The following is a 19568-nucleotide window of genomic DNA, read 5'->3' on the forward strand; positions in this document are numbered from 1 at the left end:
CCGCCCTCGTCCTGCGCACGGGGTGCTCACGCGTCGAGGACATGGAGGACCAGGGCGTTGTCGGCGTCGTACGCGAGCTTGACGCGCAGCAGGAGCTGGGGCTTGCGCAGGATCCTGCGCAGCGCCCGGCGGACGGTCAGCAGCGGGCGCCGCCGGTGCAGGAGGGGCTCCGGATAGACGAAGACGGTGCCCTTGAGGACGACGTCGTCGAGGACCCTGCCGACCCTCAGCGGCTCCTGGCCGGGGGCATGGCGCAGCCAGATGTCCCAGGCGTCCTTCTCGCCGCGCCGGCGGTCGACCACGGCCTCCGCGGGGACCGTGGCCCGGAAACCGCTCTCGCCGACCCGGGTCCCGGGGAGGACGAGCTCCTCGCCGGAGTCCTCCCCGCGGCGGCGGAGCACCAGCTCGGGCCGTTCGCCGGGCGTCGCCGGACCGACGAGCCGACCGGAGACGGTCAGCCGCCCGTCACGGAGGCTGACGTCGATGTCACCGGCCTCGGCGTGCAGCTCGCGTGTCCAGGAGCGCAGGACCAGGTGGTTCTTGGGGGCGCGTCGGTAGGGCACGAGGTGGCGGAAGCCCGCGCCCGGGGTCAGCCGGTCCCGGACCGCGAGCGAACCGCGCTGGTCGACGGCGCGGGCGAGGATGCCGACCCGTCGGCCGGAGGCGGGGTGGTCGGCGTGGCACATCCAGTGGCCCTCGGCGAGGTCCGCGCCGGCCGGGATCGTGGCCGTACCGTCCGCGCCGAACGGAAAGGCCCGCTCGTCGGCGTCGCCCTGCATCGGCGTGCACACGAGCCGCAGGCCCTCGTACTTCGCGACGGCGGCCTCCGGGGCGACCATCGTGACGGTCAGGGAGCCGTCGTCCTCGGCGACACAGTCCGCCATCGGCGCGAAGGCGCCGGCGGCCGGCCCCTCCGCGGCGCCGGACGCCTTGACGGGGGCGGTGCGCTGGGCGGACCCGGCTCCGAGCTCGGCGAAGAGGTCCTCGTACTGCTTGGTCACCGAACCGGGGTCGTAACGGCGGGAGTTGACGATCGCCGCGGCGCCCATCCGGTGGCGCAGCTCCTTGTCGTCGATCAGCTTCAGCAGCGCCCGGGCGACCGCGCCGGCGTCACCGACGGGGACGAGCAGACCGTCCTCGCCGTCCTTGATGATCTCGCGGGGGCCGTAGTCGCAGTCGGTGCTGACCACCGGCAGACCGCAGCGCATCGCCTCGACCAGCGTCATCCCGAAGGACTCGTGGCGGGAGGTGGAGGCCGCGATGGCGCCCTTGACCCACTCCGGCTCGATCGGCGAGCGCGGGCCCATCAGGAGGACGCTGTTGTTCAGGCCGAGCTTGTCGATCCGGGCGCGCAGCCGGTCCTTGTCGGTGCCCCAGCCGCAGATGCGCAGGGTCCACTCGGGGCGGACGGCGACGACCTCGGCGAAGGCGTCGATGAGGACGTCGTACTGCTTGCCGCGGTCCAGCCGGCCGGCGGCGACGATGGTGGTGCCCTCCAGGTCGGAGGGGGCGACGGTGGGCTCGGGGATGCTGTTCGGTATGGACAGCACGCGGGTGTCGGGCAGGGACATCCGCTCGCGCCACACGGCGGCGTCGCCCTCGGAGACCGTCACGAAGGCGTCGAGCGCGGCGAGATGGGGGCGCATCTGCTCACGGAGCACCGGCTTGTGGTGGTTGTGCGTCATGTGTTCCTGGCCGATGAGCACGGCACCCTCGGGCGAGAACTGCGCCACGTAGGCGACCAGACCCGGCCGGGTGCCGATGACCACGTCGGCGTCGGAGGCGGCGTAGTGGGCGCGGACCCGCTCGTCGGTGAGTCCGCTGTACTCCTTGAAGCGCGCTTCGGCGCGGGGGAAGAACTCCGCGGGCTTCAGGTGGTCCGGGTGCTCCTTCTCGCAGGTCGGCGAGGAGGGGCGGGTGTCGATCAGCGGGACGACGGTGATGCGCGGGTCGATGGTGAACAGAGGGATGTCCCGGTGCCGGAAGACCGAGACGATCTCCACCTCATGGTGGTCGGCGAGTTCCTCCGCGAGATTCAGCGTGGTGCGAATGGTCCCACCGATGCCGTAAATCGTGTGGATGAGGAAGGAGATCTTCATCAACGCTCCGTTCAATGGGCGGGCGCCTCGCCTCACCCCGCGTTACTAGACGGGCGCCGGGTGCCGTAGGTTGCGCGCCACCCCTTGACATTTTCCGTTGTCGTCCGATCGCGCGCCCGCGGGAGGCGTGCGCCGGTCACCGGAAACGCGCCGCGGCGCCGGACCGTGGAGATCGGTCCGGCGCCGCGGGCGTGAGCGGGTGCGCTCTAGAAGGGGTCGAACTCGTCGTACTCGCGCTGGGCGTCGTCGCGCTCGGCGTCCCGGTCCCGGCGGCGCTGGGCAGCGGGGCGCGGGGCCTCCAGGCGGTGGTCCTCGCCACGGCGGCCGAGCATCTCGGCGCCCGCCATCATGCTCGGCTCCCAGTCGAAGACGACCGCGTTGTCCTCGGCGCCGATCGCCACGCCGTCGCCCGCCCGGGCGCCGGCCTTCAGCAGCTGGTCCTCGACACCGAGCCGGTTGAGGCGGTCGGCGAGGTAGCCCACGGCCTCGTCGTTGCTGAAGTCGGTCTGGCGGACCCAGCGTTCGGGCTTCTCGCCGCGCACGCGGTAGATGCCCTCGTCCTCCTCGAAGGTGACCGTGAAGCCCGCGTCGTCGACCGCCTTCGGGCGGATGACGATCCGGGTCGCCTCCTCCTTCGGCTTGGCCGCGCGCGCCTGGGCGACGATGCCGGCCAGTGCGAAGGAGAGCTCCTTCAGACCCGTACGGGCGACGGCCGACACCTCGAAGACCTGGTAGCCGCGCTCTTCCAGCTCCGGGCGGATCATGTCCGCCAGGTCCTGGCCGTCCGGGATGTCGATCTTGTTGAGGACGACGAGACGCGGGCGGTCGTCGAGGCCGCCGTACTGCTTCAGCTCCTCCTCGATGACATCGAGGTCGGAGACCGGGTCGCGCTCGGACTCCAGGGTCGCCGTGTCCAGGACGTGCACCAGGACCGAGCAGCGCTCGACGTGGCGCAGGAACTCCAGGCCGAGGCCGCGGCCCTGGCTGGCGCCCGGGATGAGGCCGGGGACGTCCGCGATGGTGTAGACGGTCGAGCCGGCCGTGACCACGCCGAGGTTCGGCACGAGGGTGGTGAAGGGGTAGTCCGCGATCTTCGGCTTGGCGGCGCTCAGCACGGAGATCAGCGAGGACTTGCCGGCGCTCGGGTAGCCGACCAGCGCCACGTCGGCGACGGTCTTGAGCTCCAGGACGATGTCCCGGGTCTCGCCGGGCTCGCCGAGCAGCGCGAAGCCGGGGGCCTTGCGACGGGCGGAGGCCAGCGCGGCGTTGCCGAGGCCGCCGCGGCCGCCCTGTCCCGCGACGAAGGTGGTGCCCTCGCCGACCAGGTCGGCGAGCACATTGCCCTGCTTGTCGAGGACGACGGTGCCGTCGGGCACGGTCAGGACGAGGTCCTGGCCGTCCTTGCCGGAGCGGTTGTCGCCGGCACCGGGCTGCCCGTTGGTCGCCTTGCGGTGCGGGGAGTGGTGGTACTCGAGGAGCGTGGTGACGGACTGGTCGACGACCAGGATCACATCGCCGCCACGGCCGCCGTTGCCGCCGTCGGGGCCGCCGAGCGGCTTGAACTTCTCCCGGTGAACGGAGGCACAGCCGTGGCCTCCGTTACCCGCGGCGACATGCAGCTCGACGCGGTCCACGAAGGTGGTCATGTTCAGTGCCTCCAGTTACTTACATACGTGCGAAATGTCGTGAGACGTACTGCGTCTCCATAACAACAAACAAAGGGCGGACCTGCTTCCCGTACGTCGTACGGAAAGAAGGTCCGCCCTCGCGAAGAAAACCGTCTACCGGGCCTGGATCAGGCGACGGGAACGATGTTCACGACCTTGCGGCCGCGGAAGGTGCCGAACTGCACAGCACCGGCGTTCAGCGCGAACAGCGTGTCGTCGCCGCCACGGCCGACGCCCGAACCCGGGTGGAAGTGGGTGCCACGCTGGCGGACCAGGATCTCACCGGCGTTGACGACCTGACCGCCGAAGCGCTTCACGCCGAGCCGCTGAGCGTTGGAGTCGCGACCGTTCCGAGTGGACGATGCGCCCTTCTTGTGTGCCATGTCTCCTCAGTCCCTTACTTCGCAGCCGCGGGGATGCCGGTGACCTTGATCGCCGTGTACTGCTGGCGGTGGCCCTGGCGACGGCGGTAGCCGGTCTTGTTCTTGTAGCGCAGGATGTCGATCTTGGCGCCCTTGTGGTGGTCCACGACCTCGGCCGTGACCTTGATACCGGCCAGGACCCACGGGTCGCTGGTCACGGCGTCGCCGTCGACAACGAGCAGGGTCGAGAGCTCGACCGTGTCGCCAACCTTGGCAGTGGAAATCTTGTCAACCTCAACGATGTCGCCGACAGCAACCTTGTGCTGGCGACCACCGCTGCGCACGATGGCGTACACGCGGATCTCTCTCTCGCTCGAACGGGAACTCCTGATGCCAGCCGCTCACGCAGGCCAAGGGCCCGCGGCTCTCCGGATGGGGGTGAGCGGCCTCTCCAGGCCGGAAGCCGGAGGGAGGTGCTCAGGAGCTGGCGCGCATGGAAACACGCCGACGGTCAAGGTTACGGGCCGGGCTGCGGGGGGTCAAACCGGGTCGGTGGGCGTCCGAACGGGTGGTGGGCGCGGAGCACTCCCGGGAGGCCGTCCGGAAGCGCCCCGGATCCACCGGTTCAGCGCCCGCCGACCGGTCTGGACCATGCTCGGACGTCCTGCCCGTATAAGGGGCCGTACCGGGAAGCGACCTGTCGGCGATACCCTCGGGGAGGGGTTCCACTCGGGTCCGATTAACCGTACGGTCCGTGTCCCTGCCTCGATCGTGGAGCTGCATCTTGCCGACACCTGACATGCGCGATGAACGGTTCACGACCATCGCCCGCTGGGCCATCTCCCGGATGTCCCGGTCGGAGCGCACGGTCATCGCGGAGCGGCTGCTCGGTTACGCGGGTCAGCGGATCCAGGACCCCCGGGTGAGAACCGAGCTGCTGGTGGAGGGCGCGGAGGCGCGGCTGGCCAAGGGCCATGTGCCCCGGCACCTCTTCAAGGCGTACGCCGCCCAGCTGGAGCTCGCGGACGAGGACCACGAGGCCGGCCGCTGGGCCGCCGCGTCGAGCTCCGCCGCGAAGGCACTGCTGCTCGCCTTCCACCGGGTCCCGCACGTCGACGGGCTCACCTCACCGCTGGCCGAGAACCCGGGCCGGTTCACCGCGCCGCTGCGCCAGAGCCGTACCGCGCGCGCCCTGCGCAAGCCCAGGGGCCGCAAGGAGCCCGCTGCCACCCCGCCGGCCGACCGACCGCTGCGTCTGCTCGTGGCCCACCACGGCAACGACAACTTCCTCCGCCCTGTCCTCGAGCACTACGCCGAGCACGCCGGGGTGGAGCTGCGGACCCTCGACACCGCGGCCGACCCGGTGCTCGCGCCGCTGGCCAAGGGCGTGGGGCGGATGATCCAGCGGGCGCTCGGCAGCCAGCCCGACTACGGCCGCCAGGTCGAGGAGGCGCTGCGTCCGCACCTCGACTGGGCGGATGTCGTCTTCATCGACTGGTGCGCGGTCGCGGCGGCGTTCTTCACCCTCGTCGATCCCGGGCCGACCCGGATCGTCGTACGCCTGCACAGCTACGAGGCCTTCAGCCACTGGCCGCACATCATCGACTTCTCCCGCGTCGACGACCTCGTCTTCGTCAGCGAGCATCTGCGCGACTTCTGCGTCGCGGCGGTCCCCCGTTTGAAGGAGAAGGGGGCGCCCCGGCTGCATGTCGTCGACAACGCGGTGCGGCTCGGCCCCTTCGTCAGGTCCAAGACGCCCGAGGCGCGCTTCACGCTCGGCATGGTGGGCGTCAGCCAGGTGGCGAAGGATCCGCGCTGGGCGCTGGAGGTCCTCACCCTGCTGCGGCAGAGGGACGAGCGCTACCGGCTCCATCTGGTGGGAAGTCCGATGCAGCCCGACGCCGGTCCGGCGGCCGCCCGCTACCACCGGGCGTACCAGCGCGAACTGTCGCGGCTGGAGGCGGCCGGCGCGGTGCGGCAGGTGGGCCAGACCGACGACGTGGCCGGCGCGCTCACCGAGGTCGGTGTCATTCTCAGCAGTTCGGTGCGGGAGAGCTGGCACCTGGGCCTGGTGGAGGGCGCGGCCAGCGGCGCCGTGCCGGTGGTGCGCGACTGGCCGTTCTTCGCCGACAGACCGCACGGCGCCCGCGCCCTGTTCCCCTCCCCGTGGGTGGTGGGCACGCCTGCCGAGGCGGCGGCGCGGATCGTGCGGGTCACGGCGGACGAGGACCACTGGCTGAAGAGCGGCCACGAGGCGTCCGAGCACGCCCTGGTCGCCTGGGACTGGGCGAATGTGAAGAGCCACTTCGACCAGCTGATCCTGGGCGCGGACCGCGACGTATGCTCGACCGGCGAAGACGCCCTCGGAAAGGCAGCAGAGTGAACTACAGGGTCCAGCCCACCGCCCAGGTCGACGAGAGCGCCGAGATCGGGGCCGGCAGCAGCGTCTGGGAGCTCGCCCAGATCCGTGAGAAGGCCCGGCTGGGCGAAGGCTGCGTGGTCGGCCGCGGCGCCTACGTCGGTACGGGCGTGCGGATCGGCGACAACTGCAAGCTGCAGAACTACGCGCTGGTGTACGAGCCGGCCGAGCTCGGCGACGGCGTCTTCATCGGCCCCGCCGTGGTCCTGACCAATGACCACAACCCGCGCTCGGTCGACCCCGAGGGCAAGCAGAAGCGCGGCGGCGACTGGGAGGCCGTGGGCGTCAAGATCCTCGACGGCGCCTCCATCGGTGCGCGGTCCGTCTGCGTGGCCCCGATCACGATCGGCCGCTGGGCGATGATCGCGGCCGGCGCGGTCGTCACCAAGGACGTACCGGACTTCGGCCTGGTCGTCGGTGTCCCGGCGCGCCGGATCGGCTGGGTGGGCCACGAGGGTGTGCGCCTGGTCGAGCGCGAGGGGGAGCCCGGCGTCTGGGAGTGCCCCAAGTCGGGGCGCCTGTACGCGGAGAAGGACGGCGTGCTCACCGAGGCGTAGCCGGCCCGGCGGGACGCGACCCCGAGGGGGCCTCTCTTGAGGCCCCCTTTTTTATGTACGCATAGGATGGCCGGGTTCCGGCGCCCCGATACAAGCGAGGCCGACACATGTCACAGACCGACGTCCAGGCTCCCGGCCCCCTGGACACGGCAGTCACCACGGCTCCGAAGCCCTCGGGCAGCACTCAGCAGACTCCCCGGGCGCCCCGCCCTCGGCTGTACGCGCTCGACGCACTGCGGGTGGTCGCGGCGATGTCGGTGCTGATATTCCACTTCACGGGCGTCGACGCGGCCACGAAGGCCAACTGGGGTGTGAACCCCAAAGAGCTCTTCCCCTGGCTCTTCCCGGTGACCTCGTACGGGTCCTACGGCGTCCAGCTGTTCTTCATCATCAGCGGCTTCGTCATCTGCCTGTCCGCCTGGAACCGGACGCCGGGGCAGTTCGTCCGTGCCCGCTTCCTGCGGCTGTTCCCGGCCTACTGGTTCTCGGTGCTCGTGGCCTTCGCGGTCTGGCGCGCCCTGCCGGACGGCCAGCGCAAGTCGCCGAGCATCAGTGACTCGCTGACCAACCTGACGATGTTCCAGGTGCCGCTGTCGGCGCAGCATCTGGTCGGCGCGTACTGGACCCTGTGGGTCGAGCTCACCTTCTATCTGATCTTCCTCGTGGTGCTGTGGAAGGGCCTCGACTACCAGCGCGTCACGGTCTTCAGCTGGGTGTGGCTGCTGGCCAGCGTGCTGGTGCAGCAGGACAAGGACGTGCCGCTGCTGGGCATCTTCGCGCAGCCGCTGAACACCGCGCTGTTCGTGGCGGGTATCGCGATGTACCTGATGTACCGGTTCGGCCCGGACCTCAAGCTCTGGGGCCTGCTCGGCGCGAGCTGGCTGGTGATGCAGAGCGACCTGGTCGAGCACGCCGACGGACTTCGCGACAAGGGCTACGACCGCGACCCGTACATCGCGCTGGCCCTGGTGACCGTCTTCTATCTCCTGGTGCTGGGCGTGGCCCTGCACAAGTTCGACCGGCTCAACTGGAAGTGGCTGACGACGGCGGGCGCGCTGGTCTATCCGCTCTACCTCCTGCACGAGGAGCTGGGCTGGGCGATGATCCGCGAGCTGTACGGGCACATGGGCGCCTGGCCGACGCTGGGCATCACGACGACCGCGTTGATCGTGCTGGCCTGGCTCACACACAAGCTGGTGGAGAAGCCGGCCCAGACCTGGCTGCGGAAGGCCCTGGACCGTGAGGCCCTCGACCGGGCCGACAAGTCTTAGATCTTATTCCGTTTCCTGTGACCAATCCGTGTCCGTTTCCTGAAGAAAGTTCGGACCCGGAGTAAACCCACTCCGCGCGTTTGCCCGTCCTATCTCCCGGAGTTCATTCAGGAGGTAGCTCATGTCGAAACCGCCGCGCCGTACAGTGCTGGGGCTGTTCGGAGTCGGGACAGCCGGGGTGGCGGCCTACGCTTTCCGCGGCAACCTGATCCCGGGTCAGCGGGAAGCGGAGGCCGCTGAGCCGTCCCCCCAGCCCGTCGAGCCCGCGGCCGACGTCGAGCCCCCGCGCACCATCGCCGAGGAGAACCGGCTGGCGGGGTCCAAGGACTGGATTCCCAACGACAAGATCCCCATGGCCTCGGGCGACCGCGGCGGCGACATCATGGGGTACGCCTCGACCACGTCGGTGGGTCAGGGCGAGGTCGTCTCCTTCCATGTCTCCGTACGCAGCGCCCCGACCTACCGGATCGCCGTTTACCGAATAGGCGACTACGGCGGCGCGGGCGCCCGCCTGATGACGACGAGCGACACGCTGCGGGGCCTGCGCCGTCTCATCCCCGAGTCCGACCCGCGGACCGGCGCCATCGAGTGCAAGTGGCCCGTCTCGTGGCAGCTGCGCATCCCCGACAGCTGGATGTCCGGCCTCTACCAGGCCGTCTTCACCGCCGACGACGGCTACCGCAGCAGCACGCCCTTCGTCGTCCGCGAGCCCCGGCGCACCTCCGACATTCTGTGCGTCATTCCCTTCGCCACCTACCAGGCCTACAACATGTGGCCGAAGGACAAGCGCATCGGCAAGAACCTTTACCGCGGCTATCTGCCCGACGGGAAGCTCGGCGGCGCCGAACAGCGGGCGTTCAAGGTCTCCTTCGACCGTCCCTACAGCGGCGCCGGCACCCCGAGCTGGTTCAACATGGACACCAGCTTCGCCCGCTGGCTCGAGGCGAGCGGCCGTGACGTCACCTACGCGAGCAGCCTCGACCTGCACGACGGAACCATCGACCCGTCCCAGTACGGCGCGGTCTTCTTCCCCGGCCACGACGAGTACTGGTCCCGGCCGATGTTCGACTCGGCCAGGAAGGCCGTCGACGCGGGCAAGCACCTCGCGTTCCTCGGCGCCAACAACGTCTACTTCCACATCCGGATGGAGCCGTCCTCCACGGGTGTCAGCGACCGGCTCATGGCCTGCTACAAGTCGGCGCCCGATCCCACGCCCGACGCGGCGGGGCCCACCTCCCGCTGGCGGGAGATCCACAAGGACCGGCGGTTCGCCGAACAGGGCCTGCTCGGCATCCAGTTCAACGGCATCGTGCAGATCGACCGACCGGCACCGATGATCATCAAGGAGGCCACCCACTGGCTGTGGGCGGGCACCGGACTGCGCGAGGGCGACAAGCTCCCTGGGATGGTCGGTATCGAGGCGGACGCCTACGACCCGAAGTCCCCGAGCCCGCAGGGCGCCCGGCGCACCCTGCTCGCGGTGTCCCCGTACACCGACCGCCGCCCGGGCGTCACCTGGCCGACGATCCAGCACACCGCCCTGACGGAGTACCCGAACGGCGCGATGGTGTTCGCCGCCGGGACCTTCCACTGGCCGCTCGCGCTGGTCGACGACGACCTGTACATGAACACCAGGGTCAAGCAGCGGGCGCCCCGCGACGCGATGCGCAAGGCGACCGACAACCTGATCAACAGGATGCTGCAGAAGCGCGTGTAGGGAAGACGACGAAGGGGCCCCGCCCGGCTGCTGCCGGGCGGGGCCCCTTCTCGTCACCCTGTGGTGTACGGGGACCGGGGAGCGTCAGCCGCCGATGACGACGCGGCGCACGCCCTCCCAGTTGGCCGGGTCCGTCGTGCGGCGGCCGTCGACCAGGACGGTGACGTCCGGCAGGTCGGAGGCGGCCAGCTCCCGGTACTCGGCGTGGTCGGCCTGCAGGATCGCGGCGGTGACCGTCTCGCCCTGGTGCGGGGTGAGGCCGTGCGCGGCGAGCTCCTCGGCGGTGTACATCGGGTCGGAGACGAACGGCACCGCGCCGCGCGCCTTCAGCGCCTCGACCGTGCCGAAGACGCCGGAGAAGGCCGTCTCCTTGACGCCACCGCGGTAGGCGGCGCCCAGGACGAGCACGTGGACGTCCTTGAGGTCGCCGTACGCGGCGGCCAGCAGGTCCACGGCGTACTCGGGCATCGCGGCGTTGGCCTCACGGGCCGAGCGCACGACGGTGGCCTCCGGGTCGTTCCACAGGTACATCCGCGGGTAGATCGGGATGCAGTGGCCACCGACGGCGATACCCGGCTGGTGGATGTGGCTGTACGGCTGCGAGTTGCAGGCCTCGATGACCTTCTTGACGTCGATGCCGTTCTTGTCGGCGAAGCGGGCGAACTGGTTCGCCAGGCCGATGTTGACGTCGCGGTAGGTGGTCTCGGCGAGCTTGGCGAGCTCGGACGCCTCGGCGGTGCCCAGGTCCCACACGCCGTTCGGCTGCGGCAGGTCCGCGCGGTCGTCGAAGTCCAGCACCTGCTCGTAGAACTCGACACCGCGGGCCGTGGACGCCTCGTCGATGCCGCCGACGAGCTTGGGGTAGCGGCGCAGGTCGGCGAAGACACGGCCGGTGAGCACCCGCTCCGGGGAGAAGACCAGGTGGAAGTCCTCGCCGGCGGTCAGGCCGGAGCCCTCCTCCAGCATCGGCGCCCAGCGGGTACGGGTCGTGCCGACCGGCAGGGTGGTCTCGTACGAGACCAGCGTGCCGGGCTTGAGGCCCTTGGCGATCGCCTTGGTCGCGGAGTCCATCCAGCCGAAGTCCGGCGTGCCCTCGGCGTCGACGAAGAGCGGGACCACGACGACGACGGCGTCGGACTGGGCGACGGCGGCGGTGGTGTCGGTGGTCGCGGAGAGCAGCCCGGCGCCGACCGTCTCCTTGAGCAGACGGTCGAGGTCGAACTCGCCGGGGAAGGGCTCGACGCCGGCGTTGACCAGCTCGACGACCTTCTCGTTCACGTCGGCGCCGATGACCTTGTGGCCCTTGGCGGCGAACTGCACGGCGAGCGGCAGGCCGATCTTGCCGAGCGCGACTACACAGATATTCATCGGATTACTTTCCTCTTCAACCGGGACAGCAGGGGGCGCAGCCGCATGCGCAGCGAGGGTGACGGCTCCCACAGCGGGGCTGTGGTGATCACCAGTCGGCCCTTGGGGTTCGAATTCGCCGAGGCGCGGTAGGGGATGGTCTCCCGCCAGCGGCGGGCGAGCGGCAGCGGCAGACCGCGGGTCTGGATCGGAATCTCGTACGTCGAGCCTGCCAGATCCAGATGGACCCGCGCGCCGAGGGTGGCTTTACGGGGCGGCAGGGGCACGGTGGCGCGCAGGGTGGTACTCCGGCCCTCGGGGTCCGCCTCCTGGGTCGACTCGCCCACGACGGGAGGGAGTTCATGCCCTGCGGGGAGTCTTCGGCCACCGGGCTTGTCGGCGCTCTTGGGCATCGCGCCCGAGATCAGCCGCACGGCCGCCGAGGAGGTGTCACCCGTCACGCCGAGGCGCACCGCGAGGGACAGGGCCAGGTCGCCGTTGTTCTGCTCCCACTCGGCCGACACCAGCCGCGTGACGCCGGCGAGTCTGGCCGCCACGCTCTCACCGATGACCTCGAAGTAACGGTCGGGCAGGCCGAGGCCGTCCCGGAAGCCGGGGTAGCGGACGAACGCGCGGTCGTGTTCCAGCAGGAAGCCGGCGCCTCCGTGCAGCGTGTCGAGCTCGATCGCCTCGACCAGTTCGTCCACGGCGCCGCGCTGGGCGAGGGCGATCCGCACCCGCCGCTGGACGTCCATCGAGTCGCGCAGCGGCTCGGTGAAGTACTCGTCCGCCAGCGCCGCGATACCGGCGCACAGCTCGTTCCGGGTCTCCCGGTCCAGGGCCGGGAAGTCGTCCTGGACGAGCTTGGCGAGCTCCCAGGTGAAATGGCGCTTGAAGAGGGCGTCGCGCTGCGGTCCCGCCTCGACGAGCCCCGCCGCGTGCTTCATGATCTCCGCGGTGCAGCGCAGCCGGGAGAGATGGTTCGCGCGGTAGGTGATGTTGCTCGCGTCGCCCCGCTTGACGGCGTAGTAGAACGTGTAGTCCGACAGGACGGAGATCTTCCGGGCGCGGACGCAGGCCTCGATGGTGAACGGCTGGTCGCTGCCGACCGGCAGGTCCTCGGGGAAGCGCAGACGGTACTTCTCCACCAGCTCGCGCCGGAACAGCTTGGTGTTGGCGAGGGTGAAGGGCAGCGCCGAGTCGTACAGGCTGACGTCCGGGTCGTTCTTCTTGTACAGCGCCTGGTGGACGTAACGGCCGTTGGTGCCCACCATCTTGCCGACCACGACATCCGAGTCGTGGGTGTCGGCGTAGCCGACCAGGCGCTCCAGGGCTTCCTTGCCCAGGTAGTCGTCCGAGCCTATGAAGTAGACGTAGCGCCCCGTGGCCACGTCCAGCGCGCGGTTGCTCGGCGCCGCCGGACCGCCCGAGTTGGCCTGGTGGATCACCTTGACCGTCTCGGGGTAACGCTCGGCGAAGCGGTCCAGTTCGGCACCGCTGTCGTCCGTGGAGCCGTCGTCGACCGCGACGATCTCCAGCCGGCGCCGGCCGATGCTCTGCCCGATGAGTGAGTTCAGGCACTCCGTCAGATAGGGCATCGTGTTGTAGACGGCGACGACGACGGTGACGTCGGGGGTGGTCGTCACGATCCCGCCTTGGAGGAGCCGCCGGGGACCAGGCGCGTGTAGAGCGCGTCCAGCACCTCGGCCTGCGCCTCCCACGTCCAGGTGTCGAGCAGACCCGGCTTGTCGTAGGCGGCCTTGTAGCGCTCGGGGTCCGCGAGGACCGCCTTGATCGCGCGTACGAGATCGTCGATGTCCTCGGCCTTGCAGACCTCGCCCTGGCCCGTGGAACGGGTCACCTCGGACATGGTCTTCACATCGCTGACCACCAGCGGCAGCCGGGCGTGCGAGTACTCGAAGAACTTCGTGATCAGCGCGATCTCGTGGTTCGGCCAGTGGTGGATCGGGATGCAGCCGACGTTGGCGGCGGACAGGAAGCGCACCACCTGCCAGTGCGGGACGTACGGCACGGCGTGCAGACGGTCACCGACTCCGAGCTCCTCGGCACGGCGCAGCAGCCCCTGGATGTACCCGGCCGCGGGGGCGGGCACGACGAAGGCCATGTGGACGCCGTCCAGCTTCGGCAGGGCCTCCACCATGTCGCCGAGGCCGCGCTGGGGCCCCGGCGAGCCGCTGTAGACGACCAGCGGGACGTCCGGGCCGATGCCGCACAGGGCGCGCAGGTCCGGAACCGGCTCGCTGTCCTCCAGCGCCGGGTCCGCCTCGACGGGCCTGTCCGGCGCGTTGAGGACCACCGTCGGCTGCTCCTTGAGGCCGTGGCGCTCGCGCAGCAGGTCGCCGAGGCCCTCGGAGACGGTGACGACGGCGTCGGCGTACGGAGCGAACTCGCTCTCGTGCGCGGTGTTGCCGGGGATCCAGTGGGCGTTGTCCTCCCAGGGGCGCACCCCGGGCAGGTACTCGTGGGCGTCCCAGACCAGCTTCACCTGGCGGCCGGCGGCCCGGGCCCGTACGGCGGCGCGCGCTCCGACACCGAGCATCCGGAAGTCGTTGGCGTGGATCAGGTCGGGCTCGAGCGCGTCGATCTCCTTGCCGTACGTCAGCTCGTAGTCCCACAGGACCGGCTCGAGCCGTCGCCAGGCGCGGTTGCCCTTGGTGGCCGTCCAGGTCGCGGTGAACGCGCGGTCCAGCGGGCCGCGCAGGGCGCGGCCGGCCTTCTGGGCCTGGCTGGTCTGGCGGGAGCGGAAACCGACCCACTTCTGCATGAACTTGGACGCGGGACCGGCCACCGCGAGGCGGGCCTTCTCCGTCTTGCGGAACAGCGGCGAGCCGACGGCGTCGGGCACCACCCGAAGGGCGGCGCGACGCGTCGCGACATCGGCGCGCCAGGCCCGCGCCCACTGGCGCCGGTAGGCGGCGAGGGGGCCGGGCGGGTAGGCGAGCGGGCGGCGCAGCAGCGAGCGGTGGCGCTCCGCGTGCCGCTTGGCCAGCGGGGTCTTCAGCGGCAGCAGCCGGACCTCGGCGTCGCCGAGCTTCCAGCTGCGTCCGTTGCCGGAGCGGACGAGACCGAGGAGGACCACGTCCCAGCCGGCGGCCGCGGCGGACTCGGCGGCCTTCTGCACCCGGGAGTCGCCCTCGACCTTGTTGTCGACCAGCATGACGACGCGGCCCTTGGTGGGGCGGGGCGCGTCGGCACTCTGCGCTTCCATGAACAGCCTTTCTGGACCGGTCACTTGAGGAAACCGCTCAGAACCTGCGCGGTCCAGGTTCCGTCGTGGTAGGTACGGGCGAACTCCACCGAGTCACGGCCGATCCGGGCCGCGTCCTCGCGGTCCGCGAGCAGGGACTCCAGGACCTCGCGGAGGTTCTCCGGGGTGGCGTTGACGATGGGCAGGGCGCCCTGCGTGACCGCCTTCACCTCGTCGCTGATGTAACCGACGACCGGCCGGCCGGCCGCCATCGCCTCGACGGCGAAGGTGCCGTAGCTGCCGGTGGTGAACTGGTCGAGCACCACGTCGCAGCTCTGGACCAGCTCCCGCATCTCGGCCCACGGGATGCCCTCGGCGAGCTTGAACTCGATGACGCCCTTGTCGTGGAGCTCGGTGAGCAGGGGCATGATCCGGTCCGTGCCCTTGGTCCAGCGCTTGGACGGGGCGTGCAGCACCACGGGGCGCTCGCGCTCCATGACCGGGTGCTCACTGGCCCAGGACAGCACGTCGACGACGAGCGGCGCCCAGGTGGCCGTCGGCAGGTCGTCGAGCAGGTCGGGGGTGGTGACGAACAGCGGCAGGCCGCTCTCGTCGGCGATCCGCTTGTTCAGCTCGGCCTTGGCCTGGAGCTTCTCGGCGATGCCCTCTGGGGCGTCGTGGAACAGCGAGAACGCGTGGCGCCGCATGTGGTTGCCGGGATGGCGGATGTCACTGCCGTGGGCCAGCAGGCCGACCTTCACCTTGGCCTGCTTGAGCGCGGCGAGGTCACCGGCCACCGAGGAGCCGTTGAGGTAGCCGAACACCGGCATGAAGGCGTCGACGAGGAGGTGCGTGTAACGGCCGACGACCCGCTCGACCTGCTGGAACTGCACCTCCAGCTCGCGCAGCCGGGTGGCGTCGACATAGACGTCGGCCGGGTAGTCGAAGGAGTCCGGGCGCTTGTTCATCACGACCTCGACGGACACGTCGGGGTTGAGGCGCGTGATCGCCTGCGCGTACGCGGCCGCCTGGCCCGCGTAGTTGGCCGGGCCGAGGCCCAGCTTGACCCGGGTGGCACCGAGCTTCTTCCAGACCGGCTGACCGTCCGGGGTGGTGATCTCCACCGTACGGACGGCTCCCGGGGTCTCCTGGACGGTCCACGACACGTCGGGGCGCGGGCCGGGCGGCGTCTTCTTCGACAGCTCGCGGTACAGCTGCATGAGACGGCCGCTCTGCTCCTCCCAGGACAGCTCGGTGAGGATCTCCTCCGTGATGCGCTCGGCGAGCTGCTCGCGGTTCTCCATCGCGCGGGCGGCGGCGCCGGCGAACGTCTTCGGGTCGTCCCAGGTGAAGACCTCACCCAGGCCGTGCTCCTCGACGTACGCCTTGATGACCTTCACATCGCTGGTGACCAGCGGGAGCCGGGCCTGGAGGTACTCCGAGACCTTCGTCGGCAGCGAGACCTCGCAATTGGGGACGCGCTTGAAGGGCGTGAGGCCCAGGTCCGCGGACGAAAGGTAGTCGGCGACCTCGTGCTGCGGCACGTACGGCACCAGGTGGATGCGGTCGCGTACCCCGAGGGTCTCGGCGTGCGCGAGGAGCTCCTCGAGCAGCGGCGTCGTCCGGCCCACCACCAGCGCCAGGTGGAAGCCGGGAAGCTCGGGCAGGCCGTCGATGACGGCGTCCACACCGCGCTCACGGCCGATCCAGCCGGAGTAGACCATGAGGGGCACGTCGGGACCGAGGCCGCACGCCTCACGGACGGAGGACTTGGCCTTCCCGCCACCGATCACCTCACGTACCGGTGAGTTGCCCACGACCAGGGGAAGCTTGCGCAGCTTGTGGTCGTCCTTGAGCAGCTCCGCCATCTGCGTGGAGACGGTGACCACCGCGTCGGCACGGCCGATGAACTCGGCCTCCATCGCGGGCAGCGCGTAGGCCTGACGGGCGTTGGGCCATTCGACGCCCTTGATGTACTCGTGGGCGTCGTACAGCCAGGCACAGCGGTGCCCCGCGGCGGCGAGGCGGGCGGCGCTGCGCGCGGCCGTGACGATCATCGTCGCGTCGTTGGCGTGGATGACGTCCGGCTTGATCTTCTCGAGCACCGGGCCGAAGGCCAGGTCGAGATCGGTCACCTGCGGCCAGTCGCGGCGCCAGTCGCGCACCGGAGCCGGATCCTTGGGCCGACGGCGCTGCTCCCACTTGAACGCACGAACGCGGAAGCGGTGCACGGCCCGGCGCGCCCGCAGGATCGCCTTGAGCGACGCGCGGCGCGGGGTGCCCGCCCAGATGCTCTCGGAGGACTTCTCCCGGACCCAGGCGCGGTACGCCGCGGTGTAGCGGTTCAGCGCGGCCTGGTCCTGCAGATGGAACTGGGTGGCGGCGGCGCGCAGCGGATGGGCCTTGCGGGCGTTCACCGCCCGGAGGTATTCCGTGCCCACGGGAACCCGGATCACGTCGATCGGGCCCATTTTCGAGTGCTGAACGCGCTTGGTGTCGCTCCTGCCCACCAAGGTGACGTCCCAGCCGTCTCGCGCCGCAGCGACAGCGGTCTTCTGAACGCGAGAGTCGCCCGTGATGCCGTTGGCGACGATCACCGCGAGCCTCGGCCTGCGGGCAGGGGATTCCATTACGTACTTCCTCCGGGTGGGACAGGAGTTCGGCGTCCCCGGCCCCCTTGTGGACAAGGGAACCGGGGACAAGCGGCGGGTCCGCGCCGAGGTGGGTCAGGCAGTCCCGCCGCTGATGTGGTCGAAACGGACAGTACTGCCCTGGGCGGCCGACTCCAGCACCGCTGCGGCCACCTCCACCGTACGGAGACCCTGACGCAGCGTGCAGATGTCGTCCGACTTGCCGAGCACCGCGTCCCGGAAGAGCTCGTGTTCCACGAGGAGCGGCTCGCGCTTCGGGATGGCGTAGCGGATCATGTCGCCCTCGGAGACCCCGCGGAACGCCTGGAGCGCCTCCCACTCGGTCGCCTGCGCGGCGTTCGAGTAGAAGGTGAGGTCGGCGGTGAGGGTGTCCGCGATGAAGCAGCCCTTCTCACCGGTGACCGAGGTGAATCGCTCCTTCAGCGGGCTCAGCCAGTTCACCAGGTGGTTGACCATGGTGCCGTCGGTCAGCTTGCCGACCGCGGAGACCATGTCCTCGTGGGGACGGCCCGACTTCGACACCGTGTGGGCGGCGATGGAGGTGTACTCCTGGCCGGTCACCCAGGCGGTGAGGTCGATGTCGTGCGTCGCGAGGTCCTTGACCACGCCGACATCGGCGATGCGGTGCGGGAAGGGACCCTGGCGGCGGGTGACGACCTGGAAGACCTCGCCCAGCTCGCCGGCCTCCAGACGGCTGCGCAGCGAGCGCAGCGCCGGGTTGCAGCGCTCGATGTGGCCGACGCCGGCCACCAGGCCGCGGCTCTCGAACGCCTCGACGAGACGGCGGGCGCCGGGGACGGTGTCCGCGACGGGCTTCTCGATGAGGGCGCCGACGCCGGCCTCGGCCAGCTTCAGGCCGACTTCCTCGTGCAGCGCGGTCGGGCAGGCCACCACGGCGTAGTCGATGCCGAGGGAGATGAGCTCCTCGACGGTCGACAGCACGGGGGCACCCTGGGCCCAGCCGTTCTTGTCACCCATCGGGTCGACGACGCCGACCAGCTGTACGCCCTCGAGTCCGGCGAGGACACGGGCGTGGTGGCGTCCCATGGAGCCGAGGCCGATCAGGCCGGCTCGCAGTACAGCGGCAGTCACAGGTTCTCTCCCAGCGCGTTCACCGCGGTGACGATGCGCTCAAGGTCGTTCTCGGTCAGGGAGGGGTGGACCGGGAGCGAGACGACCTCGGCGGCCGCGCGCTCGGTCTCGGGCAGGTCCCAGACGCGACCGGCCTTCTGGTCCGGCTCCCAGTACGGCTTCAGACGGTGGATCGGCGTCGGGTAGTACACCGCGTTGCCGATGCCGGCCTCGGTCAGCTTCGCCATCGCGGCGTCACGGTCGCCCCGCACACGGATCGTGTACTGGTGGTAGATGTGACGCGCGCCCTCGGCGACGATCGGGGTCACCACATTGGGAGCGGTGATGTTCGCCGTGAGGTACGCGGCGTTCGCGATGCGCTGCTCGGTCCAGCCGCCGAGCTTGCCCAGCTGGACACGGCCGATGGCGGCGTTGACGTCCGTCATCCGCATGTTGGCGCCGACGATCTCGTTGGCGTAGCGCTGCTCCATGCCCTGGTTGCGCAGCAGGCGCAGGGTACGAGCGATCTCGGCGTCGGCCGTGGAGATCATGCCGCCCTCGAGGGAGTGCATGTTCTTCGTCGGGTAGAAGCTGAACGTGCCGCCGGAGCCGAAGGCACCGACCGGGGTTCCGTTCAGCGCCGCCGCGTGCGCCTGGCAGGCGTCCTCGACGACCGCCAGCTTGTGCTTGTCGGCGATGGCCATGATCTTGTCCATCGCGGCCGGGTTGCCGTAGATGTGGACCGGCATGATCGCGGCGGTCCGCGGCGTGATCGCGGCCTCGACCGCGGCCGGGTCGATGTTGAAGCTGTCGGCCTCGATGTCGACGAAGACGGCGTCGGCGCCGACCAGTCGCACGGCGTTGGCCGAGGCGGCGAACGAGAACGACGGGACGATCACCTCGTCGCCCGGGCCGATGTTCAGAGCCATCAGAAGGAGATGCAGCGCGGAGGTACCGGAGTTGACGGCGACGCAGTGACGGCCGTCGACCAGCTCCGAGAATCCCTCCTCGAACGCGGCCACCTCGGGGCCCTGTACGACGCGGCCCGTGCGCAGTACGCGTACGGCCGCTTCGATCTCTTCTTCACCGATGACCGGGCGGGCAGCGGGGATGGGCTGCTCGTTGATGCTCGGCATGGACGTCCTCCTTGAACACCGCAAGAGCTCTATGTGGCAGAGGTCAGGGGTGCTGCGGACGTC

Annotated in this window: 14 protein-coding genes; 4 read left to right on the forward strand and 10 right to left on the reverse strand. The window is 70.2% G+C overall.

Features of this window, described 5'->3' with window-relative positions; genetic code table 11:
• Nucleotides 1-26: 26 nt before the first annotated feature.
• The 4 genes from ACZ7J0_RS07490 to rplU form a co-directional block, all read right to left on the reverse strand.
• Nucleotides 27-2099, reverse strand: coding sequence for a glycosyltransferase family 4 protein (locus tag ACZ7J0_RS07490; protein ID WP_470884897.1), 2073 nt, complete (start codon nt 2097-2099; stop codon nt 27-29).
• Nucleotides 2100-2305: 206 nt separating this feature from the next.
• On the reverse strand, nt 2306-3745 hold the full coding sequence (obgE, locus tag ACZ7J0_RS07495) for a GTPase ObgE (protein WP_470884899.1): 1440 nt from the start codon (nt 3743-3745) through the stop codon (nt 2306-2308).
• Between the two features lie 149 nt (nt 3746-3894).
• The gene (gene rpmA / locus ACZ7J0_RS07500; RefSeq protein WP_468705879.1) at nt 3895-4149 is read right to left on the reverse strand and encodes a 50S ribosomal protein L27; all 255 of its coding nucleotides are present in this window, start codon (nt 4147-4149) and stop codon (nt 3895-3897) included.
• Between the two features lie 14 nt (nt 4150-4163).
• Entirely contained in the window at nt 4164-4484 is a 321-nt protein-coding gene (gene rplU, locus ACZ7J0_RS07505) for a 50S ribosomal protein L21 (RefSeq protein WP_015033583.1), read from the reverse strand.
• A 428-nt stretch (nt 4485-4912) separates the two neighbouring features.
• On the opposite strand from rplU, the gene ACZ7J0_RS07510 reads away from it, so the two are divergent.
• The 4 genes from ACZ7J0_RS07510 to ACZ7J0_RS07525 all read left to right on the forward strand — a co-directional run bounded on the left by ACZ7J0_RS07510 (nt 4913) and on the right by ACZ7J0_RS07525 (nt 10092).
• Nucleotides 4913-6511: a glycosyltransferase gene (locus tag ACZ7J0_RS07510; protein ID WP_470884901.1), complete on the forward strand. Its 1599-nt coding sequence runs from the start codon at nt 4913-4915 to the stop codon at nt 6509-6511.
• Complete coding sequence (locus tag ACZ7J0_RS07515; protein ID WP_468705885.1) at nt 6508-7104, forward strand: acyltransferase; 597 nt, start codon at nt 6508-6510, stop codon at nt 7102-7104. Before ACZ7J0_RS07510 ends, ACZ7J0_RS07515 begins: the two co-directional genes overlap by 4 nt.
• 107 nt (nt 7105-7211) lie before the next feature.
• Complete coding sequence (locus ACZ7J0_RS07520) at nt 7212-8375, forward strand: acyltransferase family protein (RefSeq protein WP_470884903.1); 1164 nt, start codon at nt 7212-7214, stop codon at nt 8373-8375.
• A gap of 121 nt (nt 8376-8496) precedes the next feature.
• A complete protein-coding gene (locus ACZ7J0_RS07525) occupies nt 8497-10092 on the forward strand; it encodes a N,N-dimethylformamidase beta subunit family domain-containing protein (RefSeq protein WP_470884905.1) in 1596 nt (531 codons plus the stop codon).
• Between the two features lie 84 nt (nt 10093-10176).
• On the opposite strand, the gene ACZ7J0_RS07530 is transcribed toward ACZ7J0_RS07525, so the two are convergent.
• The 6 genes from ACZ7J0_RS07530 to ACZ7J0_RS07555 all read right to left on the reverse strand — a co-directional run bounded on the left by ACZ7J0_RS07530 (nt 10177) and on the right by ACZ7J0_RS07555 (nt 19505).
• A complete protein-coding gene (locus tag ACZ7J0_RS07530) occupies nt 10177-11460 on the reverse strand; it encodes a nucleotide sugar dehydrogenase (protein ID WP_470884907.1) in 1284 nt (427 codons plus the stop codon).
• A complete protein-coding gene (locus ACZ7J0_RS07535; RefSeq protein WP_470885171.1) occupies nt 11457-13037 on the reverse strand; it encodes a glycosyltransferase family 2 protein in 1581 nt (526 codons plus the stop codon). Before ACZ7J0_RS07535 ends, ACZ7J0_RS07530 begins: the two co-directional genes overlap by 4 nt.
• Nucleotides 13038-13081: 44 nt before the next feature.
• The gene (locus ACZ7J0_RS07540; protein WP_470884909.1) at nt 13082-14668 is read right to left on the reverse strand and encodes a glycosyltransferase family 4 protein; all 1587 of its coding nucleotides are present in this window, start codon (nt 14666-14668) and stop codon (nt 13082-13084) included.
• 20 nt (nt 14669-14688) lie between these two features.
• On the reverse strand, nt 14689-17277 hold the full coding sequence (locus ACZ7J0_RS07545) for a glycosyltransferase family 4 protein (protein WP_470884910.1): 2589 nt from the start codon (nt 17275-17277) through the stop codon (nt 14689-14691).
• Nucleotides 17278-17373: 96 nt separating this feature from the next.
• Nucleotides 17374-18390 (reverse strand): Gfo/Idh/MocA family protein, encoded by a 1017-nt coding sequence (locus tag ACZ7J0_RS07550; RefSeq protein WP_470884912.1) that lies wholly within the window; start codon nt 18388-18390, stop codon nt 17374-17376.
• The gene (locus tag ACZ7J0_RS07555) at nt 18387-19505 is read right to left on the reverse strand and encodes a DegT/DnrJ/EryC1/StrS family aminotransferase (protein ID WP_468705897.1); all 1119 of its coding nucleotides are present in this window, start codon (nt 19503-19505) and stop codon (nt 18387-18389) included. Before ACZ7J0_RS07555 ends, ACZ7J0_RS07550 begins: the two co-directional genes overlap by 4 nt.
• Nucleotides 19506-19568: the final 63 nt, after the last annotated feature.

It is taken from the genome of Streptomyces sp. NPDC038280 (assembly GCF_055600045.1).

Coding starts and splice junctions, on each gene's coding strand:
- ACZ7J0_RS07490 (WP_470884897.1), bottom strand. CDS start 2,099: ATGAAGATCTCCTTCCTCATCCACACGATTTACGGCATCGGTGGGACC.
- obgE (WP_470884899.1), bottom strand. CDS start 3,745: ATGACCACCTTCGTGGACCGCGTCGAGCTGCATGTCGCCGCGGGTAAC.
- rpmA (WP_468705879.1), bottom strand. CDS start 4,149: ATGGCACACAAGAAGGGCGCATCGTCCACTCGGAACGGTCGCGACTCC.
- ACZ7J0_RS07520 (WP_470884903.1), top strand. CDS start 7,212: ATGTCACAGACCGACGTCCAGGCTCCCGGCCCCCTGGACACGGCAGTC.
- ACZ7J0_RS07525 (WP_470884905.1), top strand. CDS start 8,497: ATGTCGAAACCGCCGCGCCGTACAGTGCTGGGGCTGTTCGGAGTCGGG.
- ACZ7J0_RS07530 (WP_470884907.1), bottom strand. CDS start 11,460: ATGAATATCTGTGTAGTCGCGCTCGGCAAGATCGGCCTGCCGCTCGCC.
- ACZ7J0_RS07535 (WP_470885171.1), bottom strand. CDS start 13,037: ATGCCCTATCTGACGGAGTGCCTGAACTCACTCATCGGGCAGAGCATC.
- ACZ7J0_RS07540 (WP_470884909.1), bottom strand. CDS start 14,668: ATGGAAGCGCAGAGTGCCGACGCGCCCCGCCCCACCAAGGGCCGCGTC.
- ACZ7J0_RS07545 (WP_470884910.1), bottom strand. CDS start 17,277: ATGGAATCCCCTGCCCGCAGGCCGAGGCTCGCGGTGATCGTCGCCAAC.
- ACZ7J0_RS07555 (WP_468705897.1), bottom strand. CDS start 19,505: ATGCCGAGCATCAACGAGCAGCCCATCCCCGCTGCCCGCCCGGTCATC.